Consider the following 20236-nt stretch of genomic DNA (forward strand, 5'->3'; position numbering starts at 1 on the left):
TGGCCTGACTTGATTTAAATCAAGCGACAGCGATGGCATTCACTGAGAATTCAGCCAGTTTTCCCAAACTGGCCGGGAGTTCCTTATGTCGTTCGAATCGCCTATCCCGAACGACCCGCTTCAATCTTCGCTCGACATCGACCCGCGAGTGACCTCATCCCTGCTGTGGGTGTCCTGGCTGGTGGGCACTGCGATGCTCGCCGCTGTGATCGCTGTCGCCTTGCACCTGAGCGATGTCGAGGCATTTGGCACGTTGTTGGAGCGGGCAGAACCTCTATGGTTGATTGTGGCCATCGTGTTGCAAGCGCTGACGTACCTGGCTCAAGGGCAGGTCTTCCGGGGCGTGTTAAAAGCAGGGCACGCACAGCTGTCTTTGTGGGATTCAAGCAAGCTCAGTCTGATGAAGTTGTTTGTCGATCAGGCGCTACCCTCTTCGGGTATCAGCGGAGCTTTTGCGGTCATCGCTTTCCTCATTAAAAAAGGGGTCGCCCGGCCATTGGCACTGGCTTGTCTGGTCCTTGACCTTTCCGCCTATTTTTTTGCGTATGTGCTGACCGTCGGGGTCGCACTGTTCATCGTCATGCTGCAAGGACATGCCACGACGTCCCTCATTGCGACCTGCCTGGTATTCGCTGCGGTGAGTCTGGCAGCCGCGATTATTGTACCGCGCCTTTCTGGCCATTCAGAGCTGCAGCGGCGCTTCTCTGTGAAGCACCATGCACTGGTAGGTAAAGGACTGGCCTTGTTGACGGGGGCCGACAGCCAACTGGTGCGCAACCGTTCTTTGTTGTGGCGCACCACGTTTTTAGAGTTGGTCATCATCCTGCTCGACTGTTTGACGCTGTGGGTGCTGGTGCGTTCGTTGGGGGTGTCCGCACAGCTGCCTGGGTTGTTCGCCGGGTTCATGCTGGCCAGCGTACTTCGCAGTGTTGGAATTGTGCCGGGCGGGCTAGGGGCGTTCGAAGCGGCCGCAGTGGTCACGTTGCATTGGATTGGCATCGAGATTCCGGTTGCGCTGTCTGCCACCTTGTTGTTCCGCGGGCTGACCTTCTGGTTGCCCATGCTGCCGGGCATGTGGCTGGCGCGCAGTGGGCTGGGAACCCCCTCCATCAAGGGGGATGTGCCCATCAGCGAGGTCTGGTGGCAGACACCTGCTGAAGAGCTGCTCCGCTCATTTGGAAGTTCTGTTGAAGGACTGAGCAGTGAGCAGGCAAAAGCGCGTCTGCGACCTGCCGCGCCGGTGGGGCGGAGTCGACCGCATGGTCTGCTCAGGCTGACGATAGAGCAGATGCGTAGCCCGCTGGTCATCATTCTGATCGTGGGTGCTTTGGTGGCGCTGTTAGTCGGGGACTGGATCAACGCGGCCATTGTGTTGTTGATCGTGCTGATCAGCGCCTTGCTGAGTGCCTGGTATGAAAATCGCGCGAGCACGGCAGTCGAGCAGTTACGTCGGAAAATCGCTACGCTCGCCGTCGTTCGTCGTGCAGGCAAGATTCTGCAAGTTCCTGCGTCTGACGTCGTCCCCGGTGATATTTTTTTGCTCAGCGCGGGCAGTCTGATTGCCGCTGACGGCCGAGTGTTGAGTGCGCGCGATTGCTTCATCAGTCAGAGTCTGCTCACCGGCGAGACGTACCCTGTAGAAAAACTGCCGGGAGACGTTCCTGCGGAGGCGTCTCTGATTCAACGCAGCAACTGCGTATTCATGGGCACCTCCGTTCGCAGTGGAACTGCCGAGGTACTTGCCACCCGTTACGGCGATGAGAGCGAGTTCGGTCAGATTGCCAAATCGCTGTCGTTGCGGCCACCGGAAACCGAATTCGAACGTGGTCTGCGGCATTTTGGCGGACTGCTGCTGCGCGTCATGCTGGTCATCACGTTCCTTGTTTTCGGTATCAATATTCTGTTGCATCGACCGACTCTCGACACACTGCTATTTGCCATCGCCTTGTCCGTCGGTTTATCGCCAGAGCTGCTACCTGCCATCCTGAGCCTCACCTTGGCCAAAGGTGCGCAGCGTATGGCCGCCCGTGGCGTCATCGTGCGCCATCTCAGCGCTATCGAAAATCTGGGGGCGATGGACATCTTGTGTACTGACAAGACCGGAACCTTGACGCGCGGTGTGGTTGCGCTGAATGCCGCAGTGAATGTCGAGGGTGAGGAGGAGGTCAATGTTCTGCAATTAGCCCTGTTCAACGCGCATTTCCAGACAGGGATGAGTAACGCGATGGACGATGCCATCACAACCAAGGCGCAGGCCAGTGCTGTCGACGTCGGCCACGTCAGCAAGCTCGATGAGATTCCATACGATTTTGGGCGCAAGCGTCTGAGTGTGGTGGTTGCCGGCAGCGTGGAAGCCCCCATCCTGCTAGTGACCAAAGGAGCGGTCGAAAACGTCCTGGAGGTCTGTACTCATCTTTGTTGCGGTAACGGTACGCAGGTTCTGGATGAAACGGCGTTGGCGGCGATCCGTAAACGGTTTGCTGCGTGGAGTGAGCAAGGATTTCGCGTGCTTGGAATAGCCACTCGTTCGCTGCCTGCACAGGCTCGATACAGCCGTAACGAGGAAGTGGACCTGACCTTCCGCGGCTTTCTGTTGTTTTTCGATCCTCCCGAACCGGGAGTAAAGGCCACGATGGCCGCGCTGGCAAAGCTGGGTGTTCAGGTCAAGATCATCAGTGGTGACAGTCATCTGGTTGCCCGCTATGTCGCCTCTGCCGTAGGGCTCAATGCGCAACGGATCATCACCGGTTCTGAGTTGGCGCTGTTGAAAGACGAGGTGCTGATGCACCTGGCGCCGACAGTTACGCTATTTGCCGAGGTCGATCCCAATCAAAAAGAGCGAATTATTCGTGCCCTGCAGAAGACCGGTCATGTGGTAGGTTTTCTCGGTGATGGAATAAACGACGCACCTGCACTGCAGGCGGCCGACATTGGGATTTCTGTGCAGAACGCTGCTGATGTTGCAAAGCAGGCCGCTGATTTTGTCTTGCTTGAGCATGACCTGAATGTGTTGCGCGAAGGCATTGATGAAGGTCGCCACACGTTTGCCAATACACTGAAGTACATTTTCATCGTGTCCAGTGCGAACTTCGGAAACATGATCAGCATGGCGCTGGCTTCATTGTTCCTGCCCTTTCTACCTCTGCTCGCGAAGCAAATTTTGCTGAACAATTTTCTGTCTGACATTCCAGCGTTGGGCATCGCCAGCGATAACGTCGATCGAGAGTGGGAACAGACGCCTCATCGCTGGAACCTCGCTGAAGTCCGCAACTTCATGGTGGTATTCGGACTCGTCAGCTCACTCTTCGATGTCTTCACCTTTGGTGCGTTGTATTGGCTGGTAGGTATTGCGCCAGATCTGTTTCGCAGCGGCTGGTTTGTCGAATCATTACTGACTCAGTTGTTGACCATTTTCATCGTTCGCACGTACAAACCTTTCCATAAAAGTCATCCGGGTCGAATGCTTCTGGTCAGCGCATCCGTGATCGGGGCTCTGACCGTTTTACTGCCCTACAGCCCCGCTGCCGCGTGGTTTGGACTTGTCCCTTTACCGCTTGGCCTGCTCGCCGTGGTGCTGTCCATCAGCCTGCTTTACGTGGCAGCCGCCGAATGGGTAAAGCGGGGGTTCTATCGAAAGCGACCTATCAAACCGAGGCCACTTCGTCGCCGTGGCGACTCTTGAAGTTGTCCGTTTGTGGCGCGGGCAGAGGCTATTTTCGGTCGGTCAGCGCAGGTGGCATGGTTCAATGTTTCGGGTCCTGATGACGACTTCTGATTTAAGTCAATGCCGCTCATGTCATGACGTTCAACATTGAACCCTGCCCGAATTGCGGAGAACGCTATGGCAAATTTCCAGCATCTACTGTTGATCGCTTCCCCGCAAATGCATCGTACTTCTGCATTTGAGCGCGCGGTGGCATTGGCAAAGGTCAGTAACGCCGCACTCCATATCGTTGCGTTTGATTATATGGAAACGCTCGCAATCGTTGGGGTTTTCAACCAAGGGGCCATGGCGGAACTGCGTGAGGGCTACTTGCAGATGCATCGCCACTGGTTAGAGCAAGAGGCCGAATATGAGAGAAAAAACGGGCTTGAGGTCACCACCCAACTGTTCTGGACGCAGCATGTCGTTGACGAAATTCGGCAATATGTCGACACCCAACAAGCGGAGATGGTGATAAAGGATGTTCACCAGGAATCAACGCTCAAACGCATTTTTTTTACACCGCTGGACTGGCAGCTACTGCGTGATTGCCCTGTGCCAGTCCACGTGGTGATCGATTCGGCAAACCCGTTACCGCACAAAATAGTGGCGGCGGTTAATCTTTTTCGTTCTGCTGATGCAGACCTTCAGCTCAACGACATCATTATCGAAACGGCTTCCCGATTGGCAACACAGTGCGATGGCGTTCTACAGATGCTGTATGTCTTCGATGGGGCCGCTGTCTATGCTTCAGGCTTTACGATCATGGGGGCGATGCCCATCGAAGCAGACTTTGTCGATGCGCTTGGTGATGCGCACCTTGAAGCGTTTGTTGCGCTGGCGGAATACTATGGTATCGCGAAGGAGAACGCTTATTACCTGAAAGGGACTCCGCTCCCGGCCATCAAAAAGTTCGCGGCCGATAACGCGGTTGATGTACTGGTGATGGGCACACGTCCTCATCACAATCTGGACTTGGTGTTGGGCGACACCGCGGAGAATATTCTCCAACACGCCCCCTGCAGTGTTCTTGTGGTCAAGGCATAGATAAGGGCGGGGTCTACTCTCAATCAGCTCGGCGGCACCCTGACACCAGCGAATGTAAGGCTGCTAAATCAAGGATCTCTACGGCTCTGCCCGAAATGCGCACAATCTCAAGTTCACGAAGGCGCGCAATAGCCCGGCAGACTGTTTCCAGGCGCAAACCAAGATAAGACCCGATATCTTCCCGGGTCATTCTCAGGACGAACGCTTTGGATGAATAGCCGCGCGTGACCATTCGATGCGACAAATTCAGCAAAAAAGCGGCTAGACGCTCATCAGCATTGAGGTTTCCCAATAACAAAAGCATTTCATGATCACGGACTATTTCTCGACTCAGCAGCCTGTGCAGGTTGTGTTGAAGCGAAGGCAACTCATGAGACAGTCGTTCCAGTTGCATGAAATGAATCGGGCACGCTTCGCTGTCTTCCAGTGCGATTGCATTACACACATGTCGGTCATTGCTGATGGCGTCTATGCCCAGCATTTCTCCCGCCATTTGAAAGCCTGTCAGCTGTTCGCGGCCATCCTCCGAAATGACGGTCGTCTTGAAAAATCCATACCGGACGGCATACAGCGAACGCAAAGGATCCCCCGCATGATACAGCGTCTCGCCTTTTTTGATTTTGACCCGTTGCTGAATGAGGGTGGACAGAAGATCGACTTCTGAACTGTTCAGGCCAGCAGATAAACACAGCCCTCGCACACCGCACCCTGAACAGGCAGCCTTTATTTGTTGCACAGGGCTAAGCATTACCGGAAGCGTCATGAGAGATCTCCTGTTGTTTTTTCAGCGTAGCCAATGGACCCGCTTCATGACAGAGCGAGTGATCAGTTATAGATGAATGGCGGGCGAAGCAGGGAGGACTTTATTAGCATTTTTTGTTGTATGGAATTCCCTGTCAGGGAATAACTATCGCGCACTCACACTCAAATGAGTGGCCTATTTTATATTTTAAATCAAGGTGGATTGTTTTGCGGGTTGCCAACTAACGGCTTATGGAAAGCGTGCGTAAAATTGTTAAGTAGAAGTTACATCTTGATGGGGATTTCCTTGCGCATGTGCGCAAGCATAACGCCATTTTTTCGCACCATCATTTTTTTTTGGTTAGAGGTGGTTATTCAATAAAGATTGTGATGGGCAGGTTTTTTATCGCGCGTTGATCTAACGCATTTGGGTTCTGGCAGAGTGGCTCTGATGTAGATCAATGTGTGGGCCGCTTGATCGTCAAGAATGTGAAACACATAGACCCTGTCGGGAGGAGGTCACCTATTCTCCCCAGCCGTTGACCCTTTCCGTAAGTGGAGGTGTTACATGTCGGACTCTGAGCGTTTATTGTTAGTGGCTTCACCCTTGATGCACCGAACTCCGGCTTTTGACCGAGCGGCAGCACTGGCTAAAGCTAAAGGGGTTCCCTTGCATATCGTGGCCTTTGACTATGTTGAAGGCTTGGCAACGGCTGGCCTGGTCAATGAACAAGCGCTCTCTGAAATGCGCGAGGGTTACTTACTGCGGCATCGTCAGTGGCTTGAAGAGCAAGCTGTTTCCCTGCGCAATCTCAAAATAGTGGTAACAACGGAAGTGGTGTGGGTCCAGCGTCCGCTGGAGGAGATTTTGCGCCACGTCAAAGAGTTAAACCCTTCCATGCTTATCAAAGACCTCGAGCATGAATCTCTGCTGATGCGTACCTTGTTTACACCTCTGGACCTGCGTTTATTGAGGGACTGTTCATCCTCCGTGCACCTTGTTGCGAACGTCCAGCACGCCACGCCGAGAAAAATTCTGGCCGCGGTAGATCCGTTTAAGCCGGAAGAGCAGTTCGAACAGTTTAATGATCAGATTATCCTGGCGGCAGAGAAGTTGGCGGCACAGTGCAATGCTGAACTGCATCTGCTTTACGCGTATGACCTGTCATATATGTATGCGTCGGAGGGCATGGGTTCGACATTGTTTTCAGCGGGCATGGGCGAAGCGGTGTATGAGGCTGAAGGAAAAGCGTTTACTGAATTGGCTGATCGATATCGGGTGCCGCCAGAGTGCCGCCACTTCATCATGGGTGTTCCGGCGAAAGTCATTACTGCTTATGCTGAAGAAGAAAATATTGATGTTGTCGTGCTGGGCACGGTGCACCGTAGAGGGTTGAGCAAACTCTTGGGTAGCACCGCCGAACAAGTGGTTTATCACATGCACAGCAGTCTGTTGGCGATCAAGCCGTCACCGCTTGAGTAGCGACATAGACTGAGTATCTGGGTGAATTTAAAGGCTCAGGATCAAGTCGTTTGTTGCGAGTTTGACGCAGATCAAACTGGGCATGGATATACAATTCACACTGTGCAGGCGGGTGCGAAGCGGGGGGGTGATCCGTACTTCTTCGTGTCGCTAAACAGGTAGTCAATTTTTATTAACGATGCCGTAATGTGAGAGGTTAAAAATGAGAAACCTGACTCTGACTGTTCCACTGATATTGGTCCTGGCCATGGCGGCGGGTTGCAGCAATCAAAAAGCCAAGGAGTTTGACGCGAGATTGACGGGGGCTGAAAACTCGGCTGCCGCAGCCCGGGTCAGAGCTGATGATGCTTACTCCAAGGCGGAGCAAGCGCTTTCAGCCGCTAACCAGGCTCAACAAACTGCCGACAAGGCCAATGAGAGTGCCAGCCGTATGCTCCAAAAAGCCACGCGCAAATAGCAAATAAATACGCTGGGATTAGCGTTGATTGTTTGCCTGAGTCGGCTCGAAAGTGGGGGATACGCTCCGCCCAGAGCCGACACGTTTCGTTGCGATGTCCTGTGTCGCAATACGCGGTGCTTACTTCATGTGATCGTTACCCTGACGCTGCATCAACAGAAGTATGAACGCGACTGCAGAAATAGCAGCACCGGCATAGAAGGTCATTGCTGATCCATAGGTTTGCCACAGCAGACCTGCAAGAGCACTTGCCAGGAGCATGGAGAAACCACTCACCAGATTGAAAACCCCAAAGGCGGTTCCTTTGAGCCCTTCCGGTGTCGTGTCGGCCACAAGAGCGGCCAGCAGCCCCTCACTGAATCCCATATGAAGCCCCCACAATGTAACGCCGAGCATCAGCATTGTGATGGATTCTGCGTTGGCTAGCACGAGATCGGACAGGATAAGCAATATCAGACCCACGCCGAGAAGCGCTTTGCGGCTGACTCGGTCAGAGAGTTTCCCCGCGGGGTAGGCAGAAAGTGTGTAGAACAAAGCCATCACCACCATCACGATGGGTACCCAGGTCGCGGAGAGTCCTGCTTGCTGGCCGCGCAATACCAGAAATGCCTCGCTAAAGCGCGCCAGGGTGAACAGTGCTCCCACAATCACCACCCGCCAATACGCTGGCGAAAAGCTGTAGAGCAGCTGTAGGCGTATCGGCGACCGAAAGTGCTGAGTTCGCTGCTCGTGTGCAGGTTCATTGACGCCAACAAAAATCAGGCTGACGGCTACCAGCGCGGGTATCACGGCGATCCATAAGACGAGAGGAATATCTCCACTGAATATAAACATCAGGCCGATGGCCACTGCAGGTCCAAAAAAGGCCCCTACGGTGTCCATGGACTGACGTAAGCCGAAGCACGCGCCACGGATCTCTGGTGGTGATATATCGGCGACCAGAGCATCGCGTGGCGCTCCGCGGATCCCTTTGCCAATCCGGTCCAGAAAGCGTGCGGTAAATACCATTTCTGCGGAATGAGCCAGGGGGAAGAGTGGCTTGGTGAGTGCTGCAAGCCCATAGCCCACCAGCAAGAGGCTCTTGCGTTTACCGAAGTAGTCACTGATCGCGCCGGAAAAAACTTTCACGATCAGGGCCGTAGCTTCCGCAACGCCCTCGATAAAACCTAGCGTGATCATGCTGACGCCGAGCGTGCCGACCAAAAATACCGGCAGCAGCGCATGAACCATTTCTGACGACAAGTCCATGAACAGACTGACGAACCCCAGTGCCCAGACCGTACGTGGGATGTTGCGGGTGGTTACCGTCTCGGGCATAGGTCAGATTCCAGGAGGGTCAGCCGATTTCCCGCAGTGCTGATCGTGCATGTCGCTCGACAGCCTGCGGGTACCGGGTAGAGCTTACCGCCCAGGCAACATGCGGGTCAGGGTATTGTCGCGACTTATGTAATGGTGAAACAGGCCGGCCGCTGCGTGCAGGCCTATCAGCCAATAGCCGGTTGTTCCGGCCAGTTCATGCCATTCTTTAATTGATTTAGCCAGCGCCTCATTCGTGCCGATCAGGGGCGGCAGTTCAATTCCGAAGAAGGGAACAGGTTTGCCGGCCGCACTCAGTACCAGCCAACCGGCGAGCGGCGCGCCTATCATTAGCGCATACAGGGCGAGATGCATCAGCTTGGCGGGGATTGCCTGCCACTGCGGGAGGGCGGGTACGACGGTAGGTGTCGGCGCAATCAAGCGGGCCAGAAGACGTAGCCACACCAGTGCGAAGATTGCCAGACCCAGCATGAAGTGCCATTGCTTGAGCAACTCACGAAAGTCGCTGCCTTTGGGGAAGTTCCCTTTTAGTTCAATACAGGCGTAGACGCCGATGATCAAGGCCAGCATCAGCCAATGCAGCCCGATGGAGAGAATGCCATAACGTTGTTTTGTGTTTTTCCAGCCCATAACGATGTCCTTGTTGTGCCGTGGTACTTGGTAAGTGACGATTATTCTGAGGCTCAAAGCTTAAACCAAACTGAACGCGGTGCGTGTTTAACGGAAGGGGATCACGCTGTTTTTCCTTTACTTCACATATGGAAAAACATATATTCGAAAAACCGTATATGAGCTGAAACCCCGTCATGACCGATCCTCTGACACCCACCGCCGTTTTTAAATGCCTGGCTGACGACAATCGAGTGCGCATGATGCTGCTGGTTGCCCATGAGGGTGAACTCTGTGTCTGCGAGCTGACCTGCGCGCTCAACGAGAGTCAGCCCAAGGTATCCCGGCACTTGGCGCAACTGCGCAATTGCGGACTTCTGGCAGATCGTCGGCAAGGTCAATGGGTGTATTACCGCCTGCACCCGAACCTGCCTGATTGGGTGCATGGCGTTCTGACCACCGTATTGGAGGCCAACAAACACTGGTTGAGCCCTGACGCGAAACGTCTTGATGAAATGGGCGACCGCCCGGCGCGCGCCGCAGCCTGCTGCTGATCCAGCCACGTTGAGCGCCGAGCAGCTCAAGGCCGAGCTAGCCCTGGTCGGTACGCTCTGACAACAGGAGATATGAACATGAGCAAAAGCCGCCTTTCCTTTCTGGACCGCTACCTGACCTTGTGGATTTTCTTGGCCATGGCGTTCGGCATCGGGCTGGGAAGCCTGTTCGAAGGCTGGCCGCAGTGGCTCAACAGTCTCTCTGTGGGTAGCACCAACATCCCGATCGCCATCGGTTTGATCGTGATGATGTATCCGCCCCTGGCCAAGGTTCGTTATGAGGAGCTGCCAGAGGTCTTCAAAGACAAGCGCATCCTTGCGTTGTCTCTGATCCAGAACTGGGTCATCGGGCCGATATTGATGTTCGTTTTGGCGATTGTCTTCCTGAGCGACAAGCCGGAATACATGACCGGATTGATCCTCATCGGCCTCGCCCGTTGCATTGCCATGGTGCTGGTCTGGAATCAGATCGCGGGAGGCAATAATCAATATGTCGCCGGGTTGGTAGCGTTCAACAGCATCTTCCAGATATTGTTTTTCAGCCTGTACGCCTGGATTTTCCTGGGGCTATTGCCGCCACTGTTTGGACTGGAAGGCAGCGTTATCGAGACCAGCTTCATCAGCATCGCCGGGTCAGTTCTGATCTACCTGGGTGTGCCATTCATGGCCGGTTTTCTGACCCGAAAGATCCTGATCGCCCGTAAAGGAAACGACTGGTATCAAGAGCGCTTCATTCCTAAGATCAGCCCGCTGACCCTGGTGGCATTGCTATTGACCATCGTCGCCATGTTCAGCCTCAAGGGCGACAAGGTGCTGCAACTGCCATTGGATGTATTGCGCATCGCGATCCCGCTGACGATCTACTTCGTCGTGATGTTCTTCCTTAGTTTCTGCATGGGCAAGCTGCTCAAGGCGGATTATCCGCGTACCACGGCTCTGGCTTTTACTGCTGCGAGCAACAACTTCGAACTCGCGATTGCGGTGGCCATCGCTACCTTCGGCCTGGCGTCCCCGGTCGCTTTCGCCACGGTGATTGGTCCGCTGGTGGAAGTACCGGTGCTGATTTCTTTAGTGGGTGTAGCGCTGTGGCTTAAACGCCGCTGGTTCGATGAATCCAAGAGCGCAGTTGCGCAGGACAACGACTATGTATGACGACCACATCCCCCAACTCGACGTCGAACTGGTTGAATTACCTTCGGCAGACAAACTGGGGATCGAACTGAAGTCCACCCATAAACCACGCATCCTGCTGCTGTATGGATCGACGCGTGAGCGCTCCTTCAGCCGCTTGCTGGTAGAGGAAGCGGCTCGCCTGCTGCAATGCATGGGCGCCGAAACACGGATTTTCAATCCGTCAGGCTTGCCATTGCCCGATGACGTCGCCGATGACCATCCGCAGGTTCAACAGCTGCGCGAGCTGATGCTGTGGTCGGAAGGGCAAGTGTGGTGCTCACCCGAGCGTCACGGCTCGATGAGCGCCGTGTTCAAGGCACAGATCGACTGGGTGCCGTTGGCCATGGGCGCAGTCCGCCCGACCCAGGGTAAAACCCTGGCGGTCATGCAGGTGTGTGGCGGGTCGCAGTCGTTCAACGTGGTCAATCAACTGCGGGTACTCGGGCGCTGGATGCGGATGTTCACCATCCCCAATCAATCGTCCGTACCGAAGGCCTATCTGGAGTTCGACGAGCACGGTCGGATGAAACCCTCTCCTTTCTATGACCGGGTCGTCGACGTGATGGAAGAATTGGTGAAGTTCACATTGCTGCTGCGCGACCGCCAGGACTATCTGGTCGATCGTTATTCCGAGCGCAAAGAATCGGCGGAAGCACTCATGGACCGGGTTAATCAGCGTTCTATCTGAGGACAGTTTCACCGTGTAATAACCGATGTTTGGCCTGTCCGGCGCGCGTAGGTCGGACTCCCACTGACAGCAGAGACGAGGAACAAAGACATGGCTATCAAAGTTGGCATCAATGGTTTCGGTCGGATCGGTCGCCTCGCGCTGCGAGCAGCCTGGCGCTGGCCAGAGTTTGAATTCGTGCAGATCAATGACCCGGCCGGTGATGCAGCGACCCATGCGCACCTGCTCAACTTCGACTCCGTGCATGGCCGCTGGCAGTATCAGGCCGACTCCGAAGGCGAGTGCATTGTCATCGACGGCAAGCGGATCAAGGTCAGTGCCAATAGGGCAATCGCCGATACCGACTGGTCGGGCTGCGATCTGGTGATCGAAGCCAGCGGCAAAATGAAGACGGTTGCGGTTCTCCAGGGCTATCTTGACCAAGGCGTGAAGCGCGTTGTGGTCAGCGCTCCGGTGAAGGAGAGCGGGGCGTTGAACATTGTGATGGGGGTCAATCACCACCTGTTCAACTCTGCGCAACATCGCATTGTGACTGCCGCTTCGTGCACCACTAACTGCCTGGCTCCGGTGGTCAAAGTGATCCACGAAAAGCTGAGGATTCGTCATGGTTCGATCACCACCATTCATGACCTGACCAACACCCAGAGCATCCTCGATCAGCCGCACAAGGATCTACGCCGTGCGCGTGCTTCCGGTATGAGCTTGATTCCGACCAGCACCGGCTCGGCCACGGCCATCGCCGAAATTTTCCCGGAATTGCGCGGGCGTCTGAATGGTCACGCCGTGCGTGTTCCGTTGGCCAACGCCTCGCTGACTGACTGTGTGTTTGAAGTTGAACGCGCCACGACTGCAGAGGAAGTTAATCAACTGCTGAAAGACGCTTCCGAGAATGAATTGAAAGACATTCTCGGCTATGAGGAGCGTCCGCTGGTGTCCATCGACTACCGTACCGATCCGCGCTCTTCAATTATCGATGCGTTGTCGACCATGGTCATCAATGGCACTCAGGTAAAAATCTACGCGTGGTACGACAACGAATGGGGCTATGCCAACCGTACGGTCGAACTGGCAAAAATGGTCGGTCTGGCCGTCTGACAGGGAATCATCATGAACGCGTTGTCAGCCCTTGCTCCAGAAGTGCGGCAGTACCTGCTCGTCACGGGTAATTACTGGGCCTTCACCCTCACCGATGGTGCGTTGCGCATGTTGGTGGTACTGCACTTTCACGCATTGGGCTACAGCCCGCTTCAGATTGCGGCGCTGTTTTTGTTTTATGAGTTCTTTGGCGTGGTCACCAACCTCGTGGGTGGCTACCTTGGGGCCCGCTTGGGCCTGAACCGGACCATGAATATTGGTTTGGCCATTCAGGTCGTGGCACTGCTGATGCTGACAGTGCCCTCGGTCTGGCTGACGATTCCTTGGGTAATGGGCGCCCAGGCGTTGTCGGGGATCGCCAAAGATCTGAACAAGATGAGTGCCAAAAGCTCGATCAAGCTGCTGGTGCCCGATGGACAACAACGCAAGCTGTACCAGTGGATCGCGATCCTAACCGGCTCGAAAAATGCGCTCAAGGGCGTCGGTTTCTTTCTGGGCGGTGCACTGCTGGCTGCCATCGGATTCAAGGGCGCCGTGCTGGCCATGGCCATCGTATTGGGGCTGATCTGGATCAGCAGTCTGATCTTGCTCAAGAAGGACCTGGGCAAAGCCAAAGCCAAACCCAAGTTCCGGGAGATCCTTTCCAAGAGCCGTGCGATCAACATCCTGTCGGCAGCACGGATGTTTTTGTTTGGCGCTCGGGATGTCTGGTTTGTCGTCGCATTGCCGGTCTATCTCAGTACAGCCTTTGGCTGGGACGTCTGGAAAGTCGGTGGTTTTCTTGCTGCGTGGGTGATCGGCTACGGCATAGTGCAGTCGTTCGCGCCCAGCATTACGGGCAAGAAAAACGGGCGTGTGCCTGATGGTCGAGCGGCTTTTCTCTGGGCACTTCCGCTGGCGCTTCTGCCAGGGGCTATTGCCTTGGGGTTGAACACTGGGTTGTCCGAGCACGTCGTTCTCTTGGGTGGGCTGATGGTCTTTGGCGTCCTGTTCGCCGTGAACTCATCGCTGCACAGTTACCTGATCGTCTCCTACGCCAAGGAAGACGGCGTCTCACTGGATGTAGGTTTTTACTACATGTCCAACGCGATGGGCCGGTTGATCGGCACCGTGCTCTCCGGATGGATTTACCAGATGTACGGGTTGAGTGCGTGCTTGTGGATATCGAGCGCTTTTGTGTTGCTCGCCGCGCTGATTTCCATTGCTTTGCCCAGGCATGCCACGGCGATATGAAGCACTGCCTGGACAATCGTCATTACGTCATGAATCTGCGCGACTTGAAGCTGATCGTCTCTTTAAACGCCTCCACTTTCCCGATACGACGGATATTTGCCCATGTCCCTTTGTAATAGGGCACTACGTTTCGGTCGGTCCATGCCGTGGTTAAATCGCCCATAACACCGTTGAAGTGGCCGAACTGCATAAAGGTCTGATTCCGCTTTATATCAGGCTCCAGGTAGGCCAGCGCGTAAGACGAGCCGTAGTCGTTAAATACTTCAACCACGTCCCCGGATGCAATCGCCAAGGATTTTGCATCGTCGGGGTTGATTTCCAGATACGCCATGGGTACGCGCGCCTTCACGAACTCGTTGTATTGGTCGTGATAGAGCGTTTGCCACACCTCATTGATACGTCCATTGTTGATCCAGAACTTATATTTCTCCTTCTGCTCCGCGACCGGTTTTGGCAGCCCAGGCCACGTTGCTGGCTTGAACTCGGCTTTACCGTCCGGCGTGTCGAACGTGTAGTCGGTGTAGAGCATTTCGGTGCCGATCAGTTTGCCATCCCGGTACTCCTTGACGGGTAGCTGGACTCCATTGTTACCCATCGCAATCAGTCGCTCGTAGGTGACAAGATTGCCTGTGTTACCGCCCTGACTATCGATAGGGCCGACGCCCGGCTGACCGGCCATACGAAAGCCGTCATTGAAAGCATCTTCCTCTGTTTTCCAGTCGAAGCCCGCAAATCGCGCCGCCATGTCCTGCTTTCCTTCGGCGCTATACATCTGCCGAAGGGTGTTGGCGATAGCGGCCGCAATCAGGCAATCGGCTTTCGCTGAACCGGGGGGATCCATGAACTTTTGCGACAGACGCATCCTCCGCTCTCCATTCATCGAGGTGAGATTTATCTCGCCCGGATGAGCTGCTGGCAGCATCACATGCGCGGCTTCTGCCAGCTTGGTGGGATAGAGGTTGATATTGGCTAAAAAGAGACCGCCTTTATTTTTCACCGCATCGTAGATCGCGTCCACCCTCTGCGCGGTTGAGCCGCCGCGCACCGTCGCCATGGCCTCCCTAACAATATTGGCGCGCTTCAGAATGACGGTACGGTGTTGCTCTGCATTGAGGGTGGTCTGGAATGGATTGGCCCCCCATGCCGTGTACATCATGCCCTTGCCATTGATGATCTCCTGATCCACATAGATCTTGGTGGTGCCTGGATAAGGGGGGCGCGTGTAACCTTCCTGGTGGCCGCCCATGCGCACCACCCCGGTACCCCGACGTCCTACGTTATGAGTCGCAAGTACCAAGTCGACCAAGGCAGACTGGATCAGGTAGTTGTCATTGCCCCAGATGATTCCTTTTTCGTAGGCGTGCATGGTGTGTGGCCGGTGGCCAGAAGCTTTGGGCTTGTAGGCCCATTCGGCTGCAAGCTTGAGCTTGTCCGCCGAAACACCGGTGATACGGCTGGTTTCCTCAATCGATAACCTATTGGCTTGAAGCGTCTGGTCAAACCCTTTGGTATGGGCCGAGATAAACTCCTGGTCATGCCATTTTTGTTCAACCACGTAGGTCAACAGACCGTTGAATAAAGCGATATCCGTTCCCGGTTCGATATCCAGGTGAAGGACGTTGTCCTTGCCTGCCGCTTGCTCGGCCACAGCGATAGTAGGCGTCCTGCGCGGGTCAACAAAAATCACTTTCGCCGGGGCAACGGTTTCCCCAGGAAAACGCTGTTTGCGTTTGATGACGGTCTGCCCCTGTAAATTGGGGAGCCAGTGGGCCAGGAAGTAGTTGGTTTGGGTCTCGTATGAATTGCAGCCGATGGCCATAATAACGTCAGCCAGCTCGGCGTCTTCATAGCTGTTATTGAGTTCACCAATGCCCATCTCGCGTGTGGCGTGGCACTCGGAGTTATAAGCAGGGCGGTTGTGGATACGTACCAGCGGTGTCTTCAGCGCCGTGAACATCAACTTGCCGGTGCCCCAGGTATTCTCAAATCCTCCTCCGGCGCCTCCGTGGTCGAAGCAGTCAAAGGCGAGGGCGGCTGGCCCGTCATTATCAAGAATCTTCTTGGTAACGCCCGCATAAAGTGCCAGCGCATCATCCCAGCTGGTGTCTAGCCACTGGTCAGCCACATAAATCCGTGGGCTGCGCAGACGCTCCTTGCCCACACCGTCGGAGTTATACATGACCTTGGCCAGTTGACCGCCTCGCGTGGACGAGAGCCCTTTATTAACGTCGCACTGCTTGTCGGGCACAATCATGAGGTTGTAACGCTTGCCGTCTTTGTCAGTGATCGTGTTCTGCATCGCAGGGGTCATGATCACAGCCAGAGGAGGTAGCTGTTTACGAAAGTCGAGCCCTAACGCATTTTCATCGGGTGCCCGTCCACCTTCCAGGTTCTCTGGCCATTTGTAGACGTGGTAGCCACAACCCACGATGCAGAAGTGACAGGCAAGGTTGGTTTTCTGGGCCTCTGGAGGGGGGAGCGCCATCCGATCTTTATTGGTTGCCATTTTAAGCCTCTTATCAAAGGAGGTTGGACTGACGCCCGTAGATCAACCCTTCGACGGCCACTGCACGTACCGAATCGTCATTGGAGTTGTATTCGAGCACTATGCTGGGCAGATTCTCGGTCGCCTGGCCGGAAACCATTTGACCCGTATTTTCAGGATCGAAAATGCTGAAATGGCACGGGCATTTAAACACCCGCGGCCCTGCGTCATAGGTGACCGGGCACCCCATGTGCGTGCATAGCGTGCTGTAGGCAACGATGTCGCGCTCCGGGCCAATGCCACCCGGAACGGGAGCGCCCATCTTGATCAATGCGCAAGGTGAGGAGGCATCGGGATAGAAAAACGAGACAGGGGTGTTGACCTGTAATTTCTGCGCGTTGATGATCGCTTTCATTGGGTAGGGAAGGTTGACCCGCCCTATCACCTGCGGCTCAGGCGTGGTTGCCGCCGCTTGGGTAAAATGGGGTACTCCGATGACTGCGCCCGCAGCAATCCCGCCTCCAACCTTCAAGAAGACTCTTCTGGAAATCGATATCATCTCTGCCTCCGCATGACGCTTGCGATGCAGTTGACTTCGTCTGTGTCGTAAGCGGATTTTTATTTTTGCCCCAGTCAGCATAGGATAAAAAAACGATTGTTGCGCTGCCCGTAAAAGCAGCCAATTGACGCTCCTATGTCAACCGATGCGCCCCGATTCATTCAAATCGGCCACAGCCAGAGGGTACAAGTCGCTGCATGTGCTGTTCGACGGCGTTCTCGACCACATCGATTTACCGGAGGTGCGTCAATTTTTGACGACCCAATCAAGCGTCTGCGATGCTTAGGCCTCTGGCGCGGGCCCTGGATATACGGGGGCGAAACCGCCGCCCAACGTCCGGAAGTTGGTGGTCTGGCCTTGATACAGGCGCGCCGCCACCCACTGCACCACGCCGTTGTAGGCATAGTCGCGCACGTCAAATTTCAGCACGTGAGCCGGAATCGTGGCCGACAGGGTCCGCAGTCCAGGGAGAACCAGGGCTTGGGCCACGTAATCGGCAGCAAGAATTTCCTGCCACACCCGCTGGGTTAGCTTGTCGCCGCGATAGGCGGCGCGACTCCCGAATCCTGCACAAGGCTTGAAGAACAGCCGTCGACGCTCGCGCCACAGGCGTTCGGCACTTTCCGGGGTCACCACCTCAGTATGTGGAATGCTGGCGAGTAGCAGGTTTTGGGTGGCTTGCGGCAGGCCCGACGCCTGCAACCATTGGGCATCGCAGAGCAAAGCCAGGTTACGTTTGTCCGCGTACAAGGCATGGGCTTGTGGGTGAGGCGTGAGCAGCGTGGCACGTTCAAGGTAAGCTTGACGCAACGTCGCATTGGCGGGCGCATCGAGAGCAAAGTCGGTCAGGCGGTTATAGACAATATCGATGACCAACTCGTTATGCCGAAGTGCACCACCTCTCAGACTTAGCTCGGAGGGATCGACTATCACCGCTTCCAATCCATGGCGCTGGAACAGTTGCTGGAACAGCAAAAATTCGGGGTATAGATACTGCTGCTCGGGAGCATCGTCGACAATCGCAATGCTGCGCAGCGGCCTATCCAGCCCGTGCAGCGCCCACTCATGGCGAAACATCTCGATTATTCCTGCCTCAAGCGTCTCGGCCCTGCCCGAGGGTGGCAGCAATTGCTCTATGGCCGGGCAACACGCGTGTTGCGCTCGCGCCAGCGCTGCATTGAGCATGGCCCCACCTGCATTGGTGTTGATCTCGATCAGGCCGAAACCACCCTCAGTGACATGGAAGTCATAACCGAAGAACACTCCCTTGGCCCCACCAAGATCATGTCGCGCAATAGTGGGCGAACGAGCCAGCACTTCCTCGCGGTAAGCCGGGAGCGCGATGACCGACTCGACAGCCCGCACGACCTGCGCCATGCGCTCCAAATGGGCCGGGTTGATAAAGACTGGATGCCCGGCGAACAGATAAGGGCAACGTTGCTGTACCAGCTCGAACAGGCCGGGTTGACCGAGCGTCGACTCCAACGCTTCACGCAGTGCCTTGGTGTCCAGGCTGATGCAGAAGCACTGACTGTTGAGGGTCTCTATCGAGATTCCGGCCAGGGACGCAGCGGCGGCGGCCGTCGACAGGAAGGACGTATCGTGATCGAACAAGGGCATAACTGGCATGACTGGCTTAGGCATCTTCGTCTCCGCATGGGCCCATGCGCCAATCGAACCGGGTCTCTTACCCTGAGTCGACAGCGCCTGAGAGGTCGAGAGTCAGGCGGCTCGTCGCTGAGATTGGCGGTGTATATCGATGATGTCGTCCCGGTCTAGGCGCTAAGCCACAGCTCGACCTTATCTCGGCTCGGGATGCCACCGGAATGAACGACCTTGCCATCAATGACGACGCTGGGTGTCGACATAACCCCATAGCTCATGATGTCACGCAGCTCTTCCACTTTTTCCAGCTTCACAGGTACGCCTTTAGCGTTAGCGACTTGCTCGATGATGGCTATCGTCGACTTACAGTTGGAACAGCCGGTACCTAGTACTTTGATGTCTTTCATAAAAACCTCAACGGGTGGATTTACAGAGTTAAGTTGAAGACATAGCCAACGATGAGAATGCCAACGGCCACGACACCAATAAATGTGGCTATCAAGCGAACCTTCAACACCTTGCGCAAAATCACCATCTCTGGGAGGGAGAGCGCAATGACACTCATCATGAAGGCCAGGACGGTGCCCAGCGCCGCACCTTTCGCGAGTAGCGCCTGCACAATAGGAATGATCCCCGCCGCATTTGTATACATTGGTATGCCTATCAGCACCGCGAGCGGGACAGACCACCACGCTTCTTTGCCCATGAAGCTGGCCATGAAGTCTTCCGGCACATACCCATGAATACCTGCGCCAATAGCGATACCGGCAAGGATGTAAGGCCATACTTTCCCGACGATTTCGCGCACGCTGCCAAACCCGGCATTTATCCGCTCATGCAGCGGCATGCTCGTGTCCCCAGCGGTTGCGTGGACCTTGGGCATGTCACGAACCCAGTCCTCTAGATAGGCCTCCATTTTCAAGCGCCCAATGACCCAGCCCGCAACAATCGCAATAAACAAACCCAGACTCAGGTACAGCAGTGCAACTTTCCAGCCGAACAAGCCAAGCAGCAAGGTCAACGCGACCTCATTCACCATGGGGGCGGAAATCAGAAATGAGAAGGTCACCCCTAATGGCACGCCTGCCTGAACAAAACCTATAAACAGAGGCACAGCAGAGCAGGAACAAAACGGGGTAAACACACCCAGAGACGCCGCCATGACATTGGCCATGCCCTCGCTTCGACCCGCCAACATTGCGCGGGTGCGTTCAGGTGTGAAGTGGGAGTTGATCATGCCCATCAAAAACACGATGCCGGTCAGCAGCATCAGCACCTTGGGCGTGTCATAGAGAAAAAACTGTAATGCGCCCCCCAAGTGGCTGTCACGATCAACGGGCAGCGCTGCGACCAAAGCCTCCGACACTGGAATCAGGGCCTCATACAAACCGAACCAAACAAGCACTGCCACTACCAGAAAAAGGCGGGGGTTACGCTGCGGCCAGCGCACAATCATTTCATTCATGTGTAAAAATCTCGACTTGATC

At 55.2% G+C, this 20236-nt stretch carries 17 protein-coding genes; 9 read left to right on the forward strand and 8 right to left on the reverse strand.

Annotated features, from left to right (window positions below; genetic code table 11):
• Positions 1–85 precede the first annotated feature (85 nt).
• Positions 86–3682 (forward strand): magnesium-translocating P-type ATPase, encoded by a 3597-nt coding sequence (mgtA, locus tag RHM55_RS25625; protein WP_322178910.1) that lies wholly within the window; start codon positions 86–88, stop codon positions 3680–3682.
• A 159-nt stretch (positions 3683–3841) separates the two neighbouring features.
• Positions 3842–4750, forward strand: a complete 909-nt coding sequence (locus RHM55_RS25630) for a universal stress protein (protein WP_322178911.1) — start codon at positions 3842–3844, stop codon at positions 4748–4750.
• Between the two features lie 19 nt (positions 4751–4769).
• Here the strand turns inward: RHM55_RS25630 and fnr are convergent, their stop codons facing one another.
• Positions 4770–5513 (reverse strand): fumarate/nitrate reduction transcriptional regulator Fnr, encoded by a 744-nt coding sequence (gene fnr, locus RHM55_RS25635; RefSeq protein ID WP_322178912.1) that lies wholly within the window; start codon positions 5511–5513, stop codon positions 4770–4772.
• Positions 5514–6059: 546 nt separating this feature from the next.
• Between fnr and RHM55_RS25640 the strand changes: the two genes are divergently transcribed.
• Positions 6060–6974, forward strand: a complete 915-nt coding sequence (locus RHM55_RS25640) for a universal stress protein (RefSeq protein WP_322178913.1) — start codon at positions 6060–6062, stop codon at positions 6972–6974.
• 202 nt (positions 6975–7176) lie between these two features.
• Positions 7177–7431, forward strand: a complete 255-nt coding sequence (locus RHM55_RS25645; RefSeq protein WP_322178914.1) for an Lpp/OprI family alanine-zipper lipoprotein — start codon at positions 7177–7179, stop codon at positions 7429–7431.
• A gap of 120 nt (positions 7432–7551) precedes the next feature.
• On the opposite strand, the gene RHM55_RS25650 is transcribed toward RHM55_RS25645, so the two are convergent.
• Together RHM55_RS25650 and RHM55_RS25655 are read right to left on the reverse strand one after the other, a co-directional pair.
• Positions 7552–8748: an MFS transporter gene (locus RHM55_RS25650; protein WP_322178915.1), complete on the reverse strand. Its 1197-nt coding sequence runs from the start codon at positions 8746–8748 to the stop codon at positions 7552–7554.
• An 84-nt stretch (positions 8749–8832) separates the two neighbouring features.
• Entirely contained in the window at positions 8833–9378 is a 546-nt protein-coding gene (locus tag RHM55_RS25655) for a cytochrome b (protein ID WP_322178916.1), read from the reverse strand.
• Positions 9379–9554: 176 nt separating this feature from the next.
• On the opposite strand from RHM55_RS25655, the gene RHM55_RS25660 reads away from it, so the two are divergent.
• From RHM55_RS25660 to arsJ, 5 genes are all read left to right on the forward strand, one after another.
• Complete coding sequence (locus RHM55_RS25660) at positions 9555–9911, forward strand: metalloregulator ArsR/SmtB family transcription factor (RefSeq protein WP_322178917.1); 357 nt, start codon at positions 9555–9557, stop codon at positions 9909–9911.
• 78 nt (positions 9912–9989) lie between these two features.
• The gene (gene arsB / locus RHM55_RS25665) at positions 9990–11063 is read left to right on the forward strand and encodes an ACR3 family arsenite efflux transporter (RefSeq protein ID WP_322178918.1); all 1074 of its coding nucleotides are present in this window, start codon (positions 9990–9992) and stop codon (positions 11061–11063) included.
• On the forward strand, positions 11056–11772 hold the full coding sequence (gene arsH / locus RHM55_RS25670) for an arsenical resistance protein ArsH (protein ID WP_322178919.1): 717 nt from the start codon (positions 11056–11058) through the stop codon (positions 11770–11772). Before arsB ends, arsH begins: the two co-directional genes overlap by 8 nt.
• Before the next feature lie 90 nt (positions 11773–11862).
• Positions 11863–12867: an ArsJ-associated glyceraldehyde-3-phosphate dehydrogenase gene (locus RHM55_RS25675; protein ID WP_322178920.1), complete on the forward strand. Its 1005-nt coding sequence runs from the start codon at positions 11863–11865 to the stop codon at positions 12865–12867.
• A gap of 12 nt (positions 12868–12879) precedes the next feature.
• Positions 12880–14100: an organoarsenical effux MFS transporter ArsJ gene (gene arsJ / locus RHM55_RS25680; RefSeq protein WP_322178921.1), complete on the forward strand. Its 1221-nt coding sequence runs from the start codon at positions 12880–12882 to the stop codon at positions 14098–14100.
• A 22-nt stretch (positions 14101–14122) separates the two neighbouring features.
• Here arsJ and RHM55_RS25685 read toward each other — a convergent pair whose 3' ends face one another.
• The 5 genes from RHM55_RS25685 to RHM55_RS25705 all read right to left on the reverse strand — a co-directional run bounded on the left by RHM55_RS25685 (position 14123) and on the right by RHM55_RS25705 (position 20214).
• A complete protein-coding gene (locus RHM55_RS25685) occupies positions 14123–16606 on the reverse strand; it encodes an arsenate reductase (azurin) large subunit (protein ID WP_322178922.1) in 2484 nt (827 codons plus the stop codon).
• Positions 16607–16619: 13 nt separating this feature from the next.
• The gene (locus RHM55_RS25690; RefSeq protein ID WP_322178923.1) at positions 16620–17117 is read right to left on the reverse strand and encodes an arsenate reductase (azurin) small subunit; all 498 of its coding nucleotides are present in this window, start codon (positions 17115–17117) and stop codon (positions 16620–16622) included.
• A 309-nt stretch (positions 17118–17426) separates the two neighbouring features.
• Complete coding sequence (locus tag RHM55_RS25695; protein ID WP_322178924.1) at positions 17427–18788, reverse strand: hypothetical protein; 1362 nt, start codon at positions 18786–18788, stop codon at positions 17427–17429.
• Positions 18789–18919: 131 nt separating this feature from the next.
• Positions 18920–19156 (reverse strand): thioredoxin family protein, encoded by a 237-nt coding sequence (locus RHM55_RS25700; protein ID WP_322178925.1) that lies wholly within the window; start codon positions 19154–19156, stop codon positions 18920–18922.
• A 20-nt stretch (positions 19157–19176) separates the two neighbouring features.
• Complete coding sequence (locus tag RHM55_RS25705) at positions 19177–20214, reverse strand: permease (protein ID WP_322178926.1); 1038 nt, start codon at positions 20212–20214, stop codon at positions 19177–19179.
• Positions 20215–20236 lie beyond the last annotated feature (22 nt).

Origin of the sequence: Pseudomonas sp. MH9.2 (assembly GCF_034353875.1) — a bacterium.
GTDB lineage: Bacteria > Pseudomonadota > Gammaproteobacteria > Pseudomonadales > Pseudomonadaceae > Aquipseudomonas.